This is a genomic window from Streptomyces sp. 3214.6 (assembly GCF_900129855.1).
In the GTDB taxonomy this organism is placed as follows: Bacteria; Actinomycetota; Actinomycetes; order Streptomycetales; family Streptomycetaceae; genus Streptomyces; species Streptomyces soliscabiei.
The window spans coordinates 2,344,698-2,359,529 of sequence record NZ_LT670819.1 but is presented as its reverse complement, the minus strand read 5'-3'; the positions used below and the strand labels follow the sequence as shown (position 1 = coordinate 2,359,529).

14 protein-coding genes are annotated in these 14,832 nt (G+C 70.1%); 4 read left to right on the top strand and 10 right to left on the bottom strand.

What is annotated here, in order from left to right; translation table 11 throughout:
- Positions 1-9: 9 nt before the first annotated feature.
- Positions 10-426 (top strand): ankyrin repeat domain-containing protein, encoded by a 417-nt coding sequence (locus B5557_RS10555; RefSeq protein WP_079664700.1) that lies wholly within the window; start codon positions 10-12, stop codon positions 424-426.
- Between the two features lie 41 nt (positions 427-467).
- Here B5557_RS10555 and B5557_RS10550 read toward each other — a convergent pair whose 3' ends face one another.
- From B5557_RS10550 to B5557_RS10510, 9 genes are all read right to left on the bottom strand, one after another.
- Positions 468-1,112, bottom strand: a complete 645-nt coding sequence (locus B5557_RS10550) for a GTP-binding protein (protein ID WP_079658876.1) — start codon at positions 1,110-1,112, stop codon at positions 468-470.
- Positions 1,099-1,455: a DUF742 domain-containing protein gene (locus B5557_RS10545; RefSeq protein WP_079658875.1), complete on the bottom strand. Its 357-nt coding sequence runs from the start codon at positions 1,453-1,455 to the stop codon at positions 1,099-1,101. Before B5557_RS10545 ends, B5557_RS10550 begins: the two co-directional genes overlap by 14 nt.
- A gap of 1 nt (position 1,456) precedes the next feature.
- Positions 1,457-1,891 carry a roadblock/LC7 domain-containing protein gene (locus tag B5557_RS10540; protein WP_079664699.1) on the bottom strand — a complete coding sequence of 145 codons (435 nt, stop codon included), beginning with the start codon at positions 1,889-1,891 and terminating at the stop codon, positions 1,457-1,459.
- Positions 1,892-1,902: 11 nt separating this feature from the next.
- The gene (locus tag B5557_RS10535) at positions 1,903-4,533 is read right to left on the bottom strand and encodes a sensor histidine kinase (protein WP_079658874.1); all 2,631 of its coding nucleotides are present in this window, start codon (positions 4,531-4,533) and stop codon (positions 1,903-1,905) included.
- 92 nt (positions 4,534-4,625) lie between these two features.
- Positions 4,626-5,639, bottom strand: a complete 1,014-nt coding sequence (locus B5557_RS10530) for a substrate-binding domain-containing protein (protein ID WP_079658873.1) — start codon at positions 5,637-5,639, stop codon at positions 4,626-4,628.
- A 251-nt stretch (positions 5,640-5,890) separates the two neighbouring features.
- The gene (locus tag B5557_RS10525) at positions 5,891-6,478 is read right to left on the bottom strand and encodes an SAM-dependent methyltransferase (RefSeq protein ID WP_079658872.1); all 588 of its coding nucleotides are present in this window, start codon (positions 6,476-6,478) and stop codon (positions 5,891-5,893) included.
- Between the two features lie 131 nt (positions 6,479-6,609).
- Entirely contained in the window at positions 6,610-7,608 is a 999-nt protein-coding gene (locus B5557_RS10520; protein WP_079658871.1) for a sporulation protein, read from the bottom strand.
- Positions 7,609-7,939: 331 nt separating this feature from the next.
- Positions 7,940-8,401: a DUF6114 domain-containing protein gene (locus B5557_RS10515; RefSeq protein WP_079658870.1), complete on the bottom strand. Its 462-nt coding sequence runs from the start codon at positions 8,399-8,401 to the stop codon at positions 7,940-7,942.
- Positions 8,401-9,066: a DUF6230 family protein gene (locus tag B5557_RS10510; RefSeq protein ID WP_079658869.1), complete on the bottom strand. Its 666-nt coding sequence runs from the start codon at positions 9,064-9,066 to the stop codon at positions 8,401-8,403. Before B5557_RS10510 ends, B5557_RS10515 begins: the two co-directional genes overlap by 1 nt.
- A gap of 700 nt (positions 9,067-9,766) precedes the next feature.
- Between B5557_RS10510 and B5557_RS10505 the strand changes: the two genes are divergently transcribed.
- Positions 9,767-10,408 (top strand): Tat pathway signal sequence domain protein, encoded by a 642-nt coding sequence (locus B5557_RS10505; RefSeq protein ID WP_079658868.1) that lies wholly within the window; start codon positions 9,767-9,769, stop codon positions 10,406-10,408.
- Between the two features lie 90 nt (positions 10,409-10,498).
- On the opposite strand, the gene B5557_RS10500 is transcribed toward B5557_RS10505, so the two are convergent.
- The gene (locus B5557_RS10500; RefSeq protein ID WP_079658867.1) at positions 10,499-11,443 is read right to left on the bottom strand and encodes a lytic polysaccharide monooxygenase auxiliary activity family 9 protein; all 945 of its coding nucleotides are present in this window, start codon (positions 11,441-11,443) and stop codon (positions 10,499-10,501) included.
- A gap of 476 nt (positions 11,444-11,919) precedes the next feature.
- Here B5557_RS10500 and B5557_RS10495 point away from each other — a divergent pair, with 476 nt between their 5' ends.
- Both B5557_RS10495 and B5557_RS10490 read left to right on the top strand, forming a co-directional pair.
- Entirely contained in the window at positions 11,920-13,728 is a 1,809-nt protein-coding gene (locus B5557_RS10495) for a S8 family peptidase (protein ID WP_079658866.1), read from the top strand.
- A gap of 407 nt (positions 13,729-14,135) precedes the next feature.
- On the top strand, positions 14,136-14,786 hold the full coding sequence (locus B5557_RS10490) for a ScbR family autoregulator-binding transcription factor (RefSeq protein WP_079658865.1): 651 nt from the start codon (positions 14,136-14,138) through the stop codon (positions 14,784-14,786).
- Positions 14,787-14,832 lie beyond the last annotated feature (46 nt).

Here is a 14,832-nt window from a genome sequence, read left to right as displayed (position 1 = left end):
TCGGCGACCGTGAACCGGAGACGGCAGAAGAAACTGACGACGCGACTGGTTGCTGCGTCGATGCTGGGGCGGGGGGCTCAGGTCGACCGACTGCTCCGGGCCGGCGCCGACCCGGCGGTGGCCAACGCCGACGGAACGACGCCGTTGTACGCGGCCAGCGTTCATGGCGCCGCCGACACGGCTCGTAGGCTGCTGGAGGCCGGTGCGCCGGTCGACGCCGAGAGCGCTGGACTCGGTGCCGAGGGAACCCCCCTGTGTGCGGCGGCCTGTTGGGGGCACACCGAGACGGTCCGCATCCTGCTGGCTCACGGCGCCGACCCCAACCTCCGCGAGGACCACGGCACCGGATTGACGCCCCTGAAGTGGGCGAGCGCCGGACCCCACCCGGAGACCGTTGACGTACTGCGCGCCGCGGGAGCCCACTGACGGCGTTTCCGGGGGCGCGGTCACCGGTCCGCGGGCCGGAATCAGTGCGTCGGGCTCGGCCGGAGTTCGGCCTCGTCGGCGTCGTCGATCAGGCGGTCGATCAGGGCGATCAGGACGTCTCGGCACGACTCCCGTTCCCGGGCGTCGCACAACAGGACCGGGACGTGTTGCGGCAGTGCCAGGGAATCCCTGATCTCGTCCGTCGCATAGGGATGCAACCCGTGGAAACCGTTTACCGCAACGACGAAGGGGATGCCCCGGCGCTCGAAGAAGTCGATCGCGGCGAAGCTGGACTCCGGCCTGCGCACGTCGATGAGGACCACCGCCCCCAGGGCGCCGATCGCCAGGTCGTTCCACATGAACCAGAACCGCTGCTGGCCCGGCGTACCGAAGAGGTACAGCACCAGGTCGGCACCGATGGTGATCCGCCCGAAGTCGAGGGCCACGGTGGTGGACCGTTTCTCCTCGATGCCCTTCAGGTCGTCGACCTCCAGCCCCGCTACGGTCAGCGGTTCCTCCGTGCGCAGCGGCGCGATCTCACTGACCGCCCCGACCATGGTGGTCTTGCCGACGCCGAAACCGCCCGCGATGAGGATCTTCACCGCGTCGGGCGCCGCGGCCGACCCGGCGGAGGGGGTGGTGAGAGTGGTGGGAGTGGGGAGAGTGGTGGGATCAGATCCGGCCAAGGCCGTCCCTCACTTTCTGCAGCAGGTCCAAGTCCCGGGCGCCGGCGACGGGACGAGGCGGACGGGCGGTGATCAGGCCCGCCTCCAGCAGGTCGCAGAGCATGATGACGACCACGCTGACCGGCAGGTCGAGGTGGGCCGCGAGCTCCGCCACGGCGACCGGCCGGGCGCACAGCCGCAGAATCCGGGCGTGTTCGGGCTGCGGGCGGGCAGCCGCCTCGGGTGGCGGGTCGACCGCGGTCACCGTCGTGATGAGCGTGAAGTCGGCGCGGCTGGGCCGGGTCCGCCCGCCGGTGAGGGTGAACGGTCTGACGAGCCGGCCCGCTTCGTCGCCTACGCTCACCTCACCCGCCGTTGGTGCGGACGGCGGGACCGACATGGGCCCGCGGCGCCGCGCTGAGGTGCTCGCCGATCTTCTTCACCAGCATGTTCATCTGGTACGCGACCACGCCGACGTCCGCGTTCTTCCCGGCCAGCACGACGAGATGGGCGCCCGGGCCGGCCGAGGTGAGAATCAGATACGTGTGGGCCATCTCGATGAGCGCCTGACGCACCGGGCCGCCGCGGAAGTCCATGCTGACGCCCTTGCTGAGGCTCATCAGACCGGACGCGGTCGCCGCCAGCCGCTCGGCGTCCTCCCGCAGGAAACCGGTGGACTTGCTGACCACAAGCCCGTCCTCGGAGAGCACGACGGCCTGGTTCACATCGGCGACCCGGTCCACGAGCCCGGTGAGCAGCTGGTCGAGTTGGGTGTTCGTGGCGGGGACGGAGTGTGTCATCGCGGTGTCCTTCATGAGCGGTCGGTGGGAGGTGTCGGGGTCTGGGCGGTGCCTGCGGCGACCGGTGGTCCGGGAGCGGCCTCCTCGGCGGACGTCTCCTGCAAGCCCGACAGTGGGGTGTCGAAGCGTGGGCTGGAGCTGGAGCTGGAGCTGGAGCCGGAGTCGGGGCCGGAGCTGGAGTCGGCTTCGGTATCGGTGTCCGTGTCGGCCTGGGCCCGCAGCGTGCCGCGCTGGAAGCCGGCGAGGGAAGAGGCGGCCCGCTCCGCGGTGAAGTCGTCCGGGAAACCGTCTTCCTCGACGGACGCGGCGGCGGCCGCCGCGGAGTCCTCGCGCAGCTCGGTGGCGAGGCTGGTCTGCGGCACTCGGCGGGGCAGCGGGGCGAGGCCTGCGGGGCGGGCAGGGGCCTCCTGCGGGGCCCGGACCGTCGCCGTCGCCGCCCCGCGAGAGGGGTCCGCCGAGTTCGACGTCCTGCGCCTCGGCAGCGGCGAGTGGCCCACCGGCGCCGCACCGTCCACCGGCGCCGCACCGTCCGACGGGGACGGGGACGGGGACGGGGACGGGGAGTCCGGCGTCCGGTGGGGGGTGTCTTGCGCCGCGAAGGACGACCGGTCCCGCTCGGGGCCGGAAGCGCTGGGCTCCTGCTCCCGGCTGGACGTGGCTCGGTCCGGGGCGTCCACCGCACCGCCCGCCACCGGTGTTTCGGAGCCGAGGGTCTCGCGGACCACGATGTCGTGCGGGACCAGGACGATGGCGGTGGTGCCGCCGTACGGCGAGGAGCGCAGGGTCACGGCGATGCCGTGCCGGGTCGCGAGCCGGGCGATCACGAACATGCCCAGCCGCAGGTCGTCGGCGAGCGCCACCACGTCGAACTGCGGAGGGACCGCCAACTGCGCGTTGAACGAGGCGTAGTCCTCCTCGGACATGCCGAGGCCACGGTCCTCGACCTCGATCGCCAGACCCTTGGCCACCAGAGCGGCCCGTACCCCGACCGGACCGGGCGCCGGCGAGTAGGACGTCGCGTTGTCGATGAGCTCGGCAAGGAGATGGATCACGTCGGCCACGGCGGGCGGCGCGATGCACACCTCCTCCTCGGTGTGCACCTCCACCCGCCGGTACTCGGCCACCTCCCCGACGGCGCTGCGCAGGATGTCGATCAGCGCCACCGGCTCCGACCAGCTGCGTCCCGGCCGGCCGCCGCTGATGATGACAAGGTTCTCCTCGTAGCGGCGCAACTGGCTGGCCGTGGAGTCCAGTTCGTACAGACCGGCCAGGATGTCGGGGTCCTGGTGACGCCGTTCCAGCGCGTCGAGCTTGCTGAGCTGGAGGTTGACCAGGTTCTGGCTCTGCCGGGCGATGCCGAGGATGACCTTCTGGAAACCCCGCCGGGTGTCGGCGAGTTCGACCGCGGTGTGCACGGCGGTGCGCTGTGCCGTGTTGAACGCCTTGGCCACCTCGCCGAGTTCGTCGTCGCCGTAGTCCAGCGGCGGGGTCGCCGAGTCCACGTCGACGGTCTCCCCCCGGTCCAGCCGGGTCACCACGTCCGGGAGCCGTTCGTGCGCCAGGCTCAGCGTGGCCTCCCGCAGCCCGCGCAGCCGCCTGGACAGCGAGCGGGTGATCCGCCAGGACATGCCGACGCACACCAACAGGGCGACGAGACCGCCGGCGCTCAGCGAGGCGGCCTTGATGAGCAGGCCGCGCGAGTCGTCCGCGCTGTTCTGCAGCAGCTTGGTGGTCTGTCGCTGGATGAGTGCCTGGTACTGGTCGGAGACGTCGATGAGTGCGGCACGCCACTGCTTCTGCACGTCCGGCAACACGATGTCACCGTTTTCGCTCTGTTTCGCCCGGGCCGCGAGCACCTTGTCCTCGATGGCCTGCAGGGTCTGCCACTGGAAGCTCGTCAGGATCTTCTCGGTCTGCACCTTCGCGGCGCCGGTGAGCGAGGGGACGATCTGGTCCTGCACGAGCCAGCGCCGCGTGTTCACCAGCTGCGCGAACTCGGCCCACGTCTTCTCGTCCATCCGCTTCTTCGGCCCGGCCAGGGTGAGCTGCAGATCCTCCTCGGAGACCAGTTCCGCCGCGTGCTCCAGGGCGACGAGCGGGCCGGCCTGCGAGGTGAGGTCGCCGTCGTCGACCTGGGAGAGCTCCTGGAAGGCGTGGATCTGGTCGTCGATGATCGAGGTGTACTGGTCGAGCGCCTGCGCGGCGGTGATGTCGGTGGGATCGTCCACCTGGCCCCGGTAGTACTCCAGGCTGCTCACGGAGGCGACGACCGAGTACAACCGGTCCCTGACACGAGCGGGCGCCCGCTGGATGTCGTCCCGTCGGGCGGTCAGCTTCGCGGCCGCCGCGTCCGTCTGCTTGCGCTGTGCGTCCAGCGCGGCCCGGGAACCGGCCGGCGAGGCCAGCCACACGGCCGAGAGACTGCGTTCCCGCTGCAGTGAGAGCGTCGCCTCGGTGCCCATGGCGCCGGTCGCCCGGCTCAGTTCGGTCTGCGCACGCAGCCGCAGCCCCTCCGTGAACATCTGGGTCGTCGTCACACCCCACATGGCGGCGAGGGTGACGCTGGGCACCAGCGCCAGGAGAATCAGGGAGAGACGTATGGAGCCGAGACGGCGGCGCCGGGCACCTGTCCGTGGAGACATAGTCGTCCTAGGGCGATCAACGGGGGAGTGGGGATACGAAGAGAGAACGGAGAAAACAGAGGAAACGGAGGGAAAGCGCGAGAACTGCCAGGTCAGCGCGTTCCGGCGGAGGCGAAGCGGGTGACGTCGGCTACGTTGGTCTTCGTGACGAAGGCCGGGCCCGTCAGCACAGGGGCCACACCGCCGCCGCTGACGTTGCCGTTGGTCCTGTAGAGCCAGAGTGCGTCCACGGCCAGGTATCCCTGGAGATACGGCTGTTGGTCCACCGCGAACTGCACACTGCCGTCACGGACGGCCGAGACCAGGTCCTTGTTGAGGTCGAACGTGGCGACCTTGGCCTTGCTGTCCGCCTTCCCGGCCGCCTGCACCGCGGCGAGCGCGAACTGCGCGCCGTTGGCGATGACTTCGTCGATGTCGGGGTTCTGCTGGAGACGTGTCGTCACGGCGGCGGTCACCGCGTCCATGTCCGTTCCGTCGACGTAGAGCATCTCCGTGTCGCCGGTAAACGTCTTCTTCACGCCCGCGCAGCGCGCCTCCAAGGCGATGTTGCCCCGCTCGTGGATGACGCAGAGGGCGTGCTTCGCGCCGAGGCCGTCGAGCTTGTCGCCGACGGCACGGCCCGCGACGCTCTCGTCCTGGCCGAAGTACTCCAGCAGTCCCACCGAACGCCAGGCGTCGATACCGGAGTTGAGACCGACCACGGGTATGCCGGCCGCCTTGGCCGCGGCCACCGGGCTCTTCATGGCCTGCGGCTTGGCCAGCGTCACCGCGATGCCGTCGACGCGGTCGGCGATCGCGTCCCGCATCAGCTCGGCCTGTCCGGCGCCGTCGGAGTCGCTGGCGTAGGTCAGGTCGACGCCGTCCTTGGCGGCCGCCGCCTCGGCGCCCTTGCGTACCAGTTCCCAGAAGGCGTCGCTCTTGGCGCCGTGGGTGACCAGGGCGAGCTTGATCCGGTTGGCCGAGCGGCCCGCCGCGTCCGCGTCCGAGCCGGACGAGGGGACGCCGGAGCAGCCGGCCAGGAGAAGACAGCAGGCCGCGGCCAGGACGACGAGGCGCACGGATCTGGGGGACCCCGAAGACGGGGGAGCGGGGAGGGGAGTGTTCATGGGGGGCTGCACCTCGCTGTGCGGCAGAGCAGGAGGACGGGGCGAGCGGCGCCGGAGCGAGGGGGCGTGCCCCGGCTGACGACTTTCGTTGGCTCGGAGCCAACCGTGTGTGACCGGTGGTAGTCAAGTGAGCAACCACATGGGGTGAGATGCCGCTGCCGCATTGTGATCTACGACGTGGACGACAGCGCTGGGGGAGCATGTCCGCAGGTGAGTTGACTGTTCGTCAATCCTGAGCGGCCGTGGCGGGCTCAGGGTTTGCGCGCCACCGCCCCGTACATCGCGATGTCCTCGTCACGCACCACCTCGGTGCCGATGCCGTCGGGGCGCCATCGGTGGACCTGGACGATGCCGGGGTCCACGAGGTCGAGGCCCGTGAAGAACTCCGCCGCCTCCGCGCGGGTGCGCAACCGCATCGGCATGCCACGGGCCGCGTACTCGCGGGCGACCCGGCCGACCTCCGCCGGCGCGAAGTCCGCGGTGCCGATGGACATCGCCAGATGACTGCCCGGCGGCAGCGGGTCGAGAAGTCGATACACCACCCGGGCGTCCGGGGCCGCCGCCTGGACGATCTCGTGAAGGTTGGGCGAGGTGGGGATGCCGCTGCCGATGTCGACGAACTGGCGTATCCCCGCCTCCCGGGCGAGGTGGCGCACGGCGCGGTTCATGAAGTCGCGATTGGCGCGCCTGTGCACGGGGAGCGCGGGCCATTCCCGGACCATCGTGTCGCCGGCCTCGCGGTCCGCCGGGAAGTGGTCCTTGCCGCCGATGATGTAGTCGTAGATGCGCGCGGAGTGTGCCGTCCCGGTGTCGATGGCGTCGTTCTCGTCGCTGTCCATGCGATCAACCTCCCACTGCCGACAACGTGGTGAAAGGCGATGTGCCAATTCTTCACCCTCGGCGGCCCGAGGGAAGAAAATCCGCCGTCCGCGTCAGCCCTCGCCGTCCGCCCCAGCCCTCGCCGTCCGCGTCAGTCCTCGCCACCCTCCTCGTCCGCGTCCGCTTCGTCGTCCTCTCCCTCGAAGAAGTCGCCGATCTCGTCCACCACTTCGGCCGCCACCATCCCGCCGACGACCCCAACGGCCAGGCCGGCCGCGCCCGCGGCGACCGCCGTACCCACACCCGGGCCGGAGCCGTGTTCCGTGCGGTGGTCGGTGTGCGGCGCGGCGTGGACGTATGCCTGCGCGCCGTACGCCTCGCGGTGTTCGGTCAGCCGGCGGATCCAGCCGTCGACCTCGCTGTTCCAGTCGAGGACGGGGACGTCGTCGTGGCGCACCGTGAAGCGGCTCAGCGCGTCATGGCCGGGGGTGAGCGGGCCGCCGCGCTTGTCGGCCTCCAGCACGACCTCCAGGTCGGACGGGGTGGCGAGGAAGGTCAGCTCGATCTCGGTCACCGCGTGCGCGTACTGCGGGGCAGGGGTGAGCTCGATCTCCTGGTAGAACGGCAGCCGTTGCCCCGTGCCGCCGATGCGGCCGTACTCCAGGTCGGCGGAGCGGAAGCCGAACCCGAGCTGCCCGAGCGCTTCGAGGACGGCTTCCTGCACGGGCAGCGGACGGACGGTGAGCGGATCGAGGTCGCCCCGGTCACGGGCGCCGACCACGGCGAGTTCGGTGCGCACCCCCAGAACGACGCCCAGCGGCTGTCCGTACAGCTCGGTGACCGGTGTCTCCCAGGGCACCATGACCGTGAACGGCACGCTGAGCTCCTCGCCCTCGCCGAGCCGAAACCCGCCGCCGACGACATACCGATCGAAGCCGACGGTGCCCTCGCTCTCGCCCTCTTCGTGCTCCGCCTCGACGCGCGCGATCAACTCCAGGCCGATTTCCTTGATCTCCACGGCCGCATCGCCGCCCCGCAGGCGGACCTGCCCCGACAGCACACCGCCGGGCAGCACCGCCCCGCTGTCGAGCACCGTGTCCACCGAGGGGCCGCCTACGCCGATCGCCCCGAGCAGCCGTTTGAACACCATGCCGGTGTCGCTCCTTCACCTCGAACCCATTGCAGTGATCGTCCGCAGAACTCCCCGCGACGGCAAACAAGTTCCCAAGTCACCTGTTCGGATGACGAGCGGCGGAGGGCGCGAAAGAGAGACAAGAGAGGTGAGGAAGAGACGAAGGAGGGGCGGGCTGGAGCGAGGGGGGGGCGACGAGACCGGCGGGGCCGGGAGTGGCCCGCTGTGCGCAGGTACTCCCGGCCCCGCCGGTGAAGTGCTGAAGCGGCGTACGGACGTAGGACGTGTGTCCTGTCCGGGCGCGGGTCGGGTCCGGGCGCGGAATCGGGTCCGCGAGCGGCGCCGTGTGTCAGGCGGGCTTCCCCGCCCCGGGCAGGGGGTTGCTCTGCCGGATGGTCTCGGCGGCCCGGTCGGCCTGGGTCTCCTTGCGTTGCTTGCGGCGGCTCTGGCGCGGCTCCTGGTCGGGCACCCACCCGAAGGCGAGGCAACTGCCCACGGCGCCGAACAACAGGCCGACGACGAAGCCGCCGATGTTGGAGGTGAGCCAGGTGCCCAGGGAGAGCATGATGGCGATGATCGAGTAGAACAGCCGCTGAGCCGGGTTGAAGAGGATCAGCAGGCCGCAGAGGACCATGAGGGTCGGCAGGAGGTAGCCCGCCAGGCCCTGCATGCCGACATGCAGGATGACCGGAAGCGGTGCCTTCATGGTCACCAGGATCTCGGCGCCGCCCAGGACGAGCAGCACGCCGCCTGCGAAGGGCCGGTGGCCTCTCCACCCGCGGAAGCGGTCCCGCCACTGGGTGAAGGTCATTACTTGCAGCCCTCGCTCGAGAAGCTCATCTTCAGGCCGGGAAGCTTGAAGACGGCGGCGGTGGCCGCGTAGTTGTGCTGGTACAGGTTCTTGATGACGACCGTGTCGGCCTGCTGACCGTAGACACCCGCGGGGCCCTGGATCGGGACCTTGTCGAAGGTGCTGGAGTCACGGCCGATCTCGATGTTGTTGAACTCGGCGTCGCCCGTGATCTGGTCGGAGTCGATCGCCAGGTTCTTCACGCTCACCGGGTTGGACCCGCCGCCGGCCCTGAGGACGAGCTGGATGCCACCGAGGTCGACGCTCTGGCACATATTGGTGATCTTGCCGTTCTTCACGACCGAGGTGACGACCAGGACCTGGCCGCCGGTGTCCCCCTGGTTGGGGCTGTTCTCGATCATGTTGTCCAGTCCGCCGAACTGTGCGAACCCTTCGCCGTCGAGCCTGTCGGCGGTGACCACGAACGGCATGCCGGAGATGGCGAACTGCACGCCCAGAGCGCCCTGCGCGGTGAGGACCGCGAGCCCTGCGGCGACGAAGGTGGCGGGCACCGCCATCACGGCGGCCCGGCGCAGCCGGACCCGGCCACGTCTCTCTGCGGAACCGCTGTCGGGGTTCTCGGGGGTGTTGTCTACGGACGACGTGACGTCCGGGGACGAGGCCATGTCTGCTCCCATGCGCTAAGTCATGCGGGTCGGGCTTCAGTGGCACGTTGCCCTGGCGCGGACAGCGGCTGCCGTGCACCCGTCCTCGCGACTCCCGGAAATCGCAAGGGCTTTCTGGTTACGCGGCAGTAGCCACCCTGGAAGTTACCGATGGTTACATCAGCGGGTCAAGGGAGATGTGGAAAAAGAGTGTTCATCATGTACCGCTTGTGGATCACTCGTTGTCCCCGGCCTTCGCATTTATCTGTTGGATCATCAACTTCCGTGCCGAGCCTTGACGTTGACTGATCCTCAGGTCTACAACTCTCCCTGGCTGAGCCCGGATCCGTGGCGCCGGATCCGTAGTGCGGCGGACATCGTCCGCACCCCCGGACTCCTTTCAGCCAGTACGGGCCCTCGGTCCCGAGCTCGTCCCTTCACGGCACCGGCACGGCCGCTTCCCCCTGCGGGCCGCGACCGGTCGCCCCTTCCGCCCGGCCCGGCCGGAGCACTCGCCAGTGCCTCCGGCCGGTCACCGGCCGGCTGCCGTTGCCGGTCCGTCACGTACGGAGAAGGCGTCACGGGCCGGCAACGGCGGACGCCGACCCGCGTCCCCCATGTTGCTCGAAAGGCAACGCGCCGGTTCACCTCGCACACCCCCTACTCTCTCGAACCTCCCAACTCCCCCGAAAAACGCCCCACTTGAGAAAGAGGCACCCGCATGCGCACCCGCTCCCGCTCCCTCCTCGCCCTCGCTGGAACTGTCGCCGCCCTCTCCCTGACGGCAGTCACCCCGGCCTCCGCGGCCGGTGCGGTGCTGACGACCGCGAACGGCGACGTCGCCGTCGGTGACGTCCTCAACGCGTCGCTGGCCAGCGGCACCGCCGCCACGCTGTACTCCAGCGCGACCGGCACCAGCGGCGTCTCCTGTGGCACGTCCGCGTTCAAGGCCACCGTCACCGACAACCCGACGGCGCCCGGTACCGCCACCGAGTCGCTGACCGCGCACACCTTCAACAACTGCACCGCGAACGTGGTCGGCGTGCTCGGCGTCACCAGCGTCACGGTCAACAACCTGCCGTACACCGCCAGCGTGGGGTCGAACGGCACCATCACCGTGACCCCGGCGAGCGGCTCCACCATCCAGACCACGGTCGTGCTGCGCACACTGCTGGGCAGCATCAACTGCGTCTACCAGGCGGCCAGCCTGACCGGCACGACGAGCAACACCGACAACAGCATCAACTTCACCAGCCAGCAGTTCGCCAAGTCGTCCGGCTCGTCGCTCTGCTTCGCCAACGGCTACTTCACCGCGAAGTACGCCCCGGTGACCGACGGATCCTCGGCCGTCACCGTCAACTGACTCATCATCGCCCCAGCGTTGGAGCGGCAGCGTCCGCGGACATAGGCGGCCGGTGCACGGACGGACAAGCTGACGCCGTCCGTACGCCGGTCAGCGCCGACGCACACGTACCACCAGGGCGGCGCCGCCGGTGAGCACCAACACCGCCGCGGCGCCGCCCGCCAGCATGGGCGCGGACGGCCCGGAGCCCGGCGCGCTGTCGGCCGCCACCGGGGTGCTCTGCGGAGTGGCCACGGCGGCCTGCGCGCCCGCGGCGTCGGGCGCCGCAGACGCCGACGGGCTGCCGGACACCGTGGACGCCCGGGCCGGCGTCGGACTCGCGGAGGGCTTCGGCGTGGCCGCGGCGGGCGCCTCGGTCGCCGCGCCGCTCTCCGGCTTGTTCTGTGAAACCGCTTCCGAGAACACCACGTCCGAGCACGAGTAGTACGTGTCGGGCGTGCTGGTGTTCTGCCAGATCGTGTAGAGCATCTGACGTCCGGTTCGATCGGCGGGCAGCTTCGCCGTGAGGTGGTAGGCGCCGTCCGTCAGCGCCGGATCCTTGACCTCGGCGAACGGACGCTCCGGAAGATCGGACCAGGTAAGCGGTTTCGACGGGTCGTATCCAGGCTTCGTCAGATACAGCTTGAACGTGCCGGTGTGCGCGATCGTCGACGCATACGTCATCCGCAGCGTCCCGCCCGGCGTCAGCCGGGTCGACGGCCAGTCGGCGCGGGCGAGGTCCAGGCCCTTGTACGCCGCCAGACCGCCACTGCACAACTGCCCGTCGGGGATGGTCTGCCGGTCGCGACCGTTCACGTTCGCGACCCGCAGATTGTCCCAGGCGGCGAAGGACGTGCCGTTGGCGTCGACGGCCGCGCGGCAGGCCGCGGTCCTCGCGTCGGCGCCGCCCTCGGGGGAGCAGGCGTACACCCGGCTGACCGGATCCGTGGGGGCGCCGTGCGCCTGGGCCGGTCCGGCGGCCCACAGGCCCAGCAGGAGCGGGCTCACGGTGGCGACCGCCAGTGCTGCGGTGCGGTGTGCGGTGGTGCGGGGCATCGGGGACGTCTCCTCGGCCGACGCGGGAACGGACTGTCCTCAGTACGGAAAACCGGCCCGGCGCGTTCAGTGCGCACCCTGCGGCCCTCGCAGTGCACAGGGGGATCGGCCGCGAATCAGCCGCGAATCAGCCGCGGATCGGCCGCGGATCGGCCGCGGACCAGCCGCGGATCGGCCGCGGATCGGCGGCGGACCAGCCGTGAAGTGAACGGTGGATCAAAACGGGCGATGTCTGACCGGTCGTGCCCGTCGAGGGTGGGTTTCCGGCCGGATCGAGGGTTTCCCCTGTATCGGCATGACTGATCCTTTGCCTATCGTTCCACCACAGCCGACCCACAGGTAACCCCGACGGGGTCGGCGCCCGCGCCTTGGCCGGCCTTCCGCGCTGCTCTTCGATGCACCCCCCGCCGCTTCGGCACCGAAGCGAATCGACCGCTGCTCCACGCTGCCCGGAGCCGGCCCCGAAAGGCACGCCCATGCGCACGTCACCCGCCCTGAGACGGAAACTGATATCCGCCGCCGCGCTCTCCGCGGCCCTGCTCACCGCCGCCTCCACCGCCTCGGCCGTCGCCGCCCAGGAAACCGTTTCCCAGGGTTCCGCCGTTCCCGCCGTCCAGACCGAGGCCGCGCCCGGCACCCCGGCCGAGCGTCTCATCGTCGGCTACAAGTCCGGCGCCGCCGAGGCGAAGTCCAACCCGGCCGCCGAGGCCGACGCCGCCGCCAAGGGCAAGGAGACCGGCGAGGACGTCGACTTCCAGCGCCGGCTCGGCACCGGCGCCGCCCTGGTCGACCTGGGTGACGACCTCACGAAGGCGGACGTCGCCGACGTCGTCGCCCGGTACCAGGCCGACCCCCAGGTCGCCTACGTCGTCCCGGACCGGCTGAACAAGCCGAAGGCCGACCCCAACGACACCGAGTACGCCAAGCAGTGGGACCTCTTCGAGTCCACCGCCGGCATGAACGTGCCGGGTGCCTGGGCCACTTCGACCGGCACCGGCGTCACGGTCGCCGTCATCGACACCGGTTACGTCGCGCATTCCGACCTCGCCGCGAACATCGTCGGCGGTTACGACTTCATCGCCGACACCGCGGTCTCCGTCGACGGCGACGGCCGCGACAGCAACCCGGCCGACCCCGGCGACTACTACGCCGCCAACGAGTGCGGCTCCGGCATCCCGGCCAGCAACTCCTCCTGGCACGGCACCCACGTCGCCGGCACCATCGCCGCCGTCACGAACAACAACAAGGGCGTCGCGGGCCTCGCGTACGGCGCGAAGATCTCGCCGGTCCGGGTCCTCGGCAAGTGCGGCGGTTACGACTCCGACATCATCGACGCCATCACCTGGGCGTCCGGCGGATCCGTCTCCGGTGTTCCCGCCAACTCCAACGTCGCCAAGGTCATCAACATGAGCCTGGGCGGCGACGGGGCGTGCACCTCGGCGACCCAGAGCGCGATCACCGCCGCCGTGAACCGCGGCACGACCGTCGTCGTCGCCGCCGGCAACGAGAACGACAACGTCGCGAACCACTCGCCGGGCAACTGCAACAACGTCATCTCGGTCGCGGCGACCAACCGCACCGGCGCCAAGGCTTCCTACTCCAACTACGGTTCCCTCGTGGACATCTCGGCGCCCGGCGGCCAGACCAGCACCGGCACCGCGAACGGCATCCTGTCCACGCTGAACGCCGGCACCAAGACGCCGTCCAGCGAGTCGTACGCCTACTACCAGGGCACCAGCATGGCCACCCCGCACATCGCGGGCCTGGTCGCACTGATGAAGTCGGCGAACTCCTCGCTGACCCCGGCGCAGATCGAGACGGCCATCAAGAACAACGCCCGTGCCCTGCCCGGTTCCTGCTCCGGCGGCTGTGGCGCGGGCCTGGCGGACGCGGCCAGGACGGTGCAGGCGGTGAGCGGCTCCGGCGGCTCCACGGGGGGCACCACCTTCTCCAACACCACCGCGGTCGCCATCCCGGACAACGGTTCCGCGATCGAGTCCTCCATCGCCGTCAGCGGCCGCACCGGCAACGCGCCGAGCGCCCTGCAGGTCGGCGTCGACATCACCCACACCTACCGAGGCGACCTGGTGATCGACCTGATGGCCCCCGACGGAACCGCCTACCGGCTGAAGGCGGCCAGCTCCTCCGACTCCGCGGACAACGTGAGCACCACCTACTCGGTGGACGCGTCCGGCGAAGCCGCCAACGGCACCTGGAAGCTGCGCGTCCAGGACACGGCCGCGCAGGACACGGGCACCCTCAACAGCTGGAAGCTGACCTTCTGAGCGGACTCCTGAACAGTCGCCGCGTGCGATGAACGGGCGGGCCGGCCGGTGTGGATGGACACCGGCCGGCCCGCCTTACGTCTGTTTCAGGGACCGTTCGCCGGGCGCGTCAGCGCTCAGTGGCACGTGTCACCACATCTCTCCAAGGCCTCACCGTTCGGCGGTTGCGCGTAGAAACCGCGCATCCCGTCTTTTTCTGTGGTCACTTCGACTATGCCCGAGGTACGTTTGTCATGGGAGGTTGCCGCTCGACAGGCCCGTGATCCACGGGCAAGTCGGGGGATCGCAGGGGGAGTCGGCGGTCTTCGCATACATGGTCAGTATCCTCGTACGGTGAGCTATTGTGTACGCGGGGTAAGAAAAAACGGCATGACCCGTTCTTTACCGGCCCGGGAGAGTACCAATCGATGGCGAGGCAGTTACGCGCCGAACAGACCCGCACGACGATCATCACGGCCGCCGCCGACCTGTTCGACCGGCATGGCTACGAGTCGACAAGCCTCAGTGACATCGTTGAGCACGCCCATGTCACCAAGGGCGCCCTCTACTTCCATTTCGCGGCGAAGGAGGACCTGGCCCACGCCATCATGGAGTTGCAGTCCCAGGCCGCACGCCGGGTCGCCGGCGAGATCGACGACCGGGGCTACTGCTCCCTGGAGGCGCTGATACGCCTGACGTTCGGGCTGACGCGGCTGTCGGTCGAGGGTCCGATCGCCCGGGCCGGCCTGCGACTCGCCACCGGGGGAGTGGCGGTACGGCCGCCCCTGCCGCATCCCTTCGCAGAGTTGCTGGACCTGATCTCCCGGCGGCTCGGCGGCGCGGTCAAGGAGTCCGACATCCACCCGGACGTCGACGTCGACGCCGTGGCCCACTCCCTCGTCTGCTTCTTCGTGGGCACCCGAGTGGTCGGCCGCTCCCGCGAACCCGCGGGCCGACTCCCGCGCCGGATGGCCGAGATGTGGCACGTCCTCATCCGAGGCCTGGTACCCGTACCGCGCCGACCCCGCTATCTGAGCCTCGCGGCGCGGCTGGAGCGGGAGATCATGGCGACGGTGTGAGGGTAGGCAGCGCACGGCGCCGGGGCCGCGCGACCGGGGGCGCCGA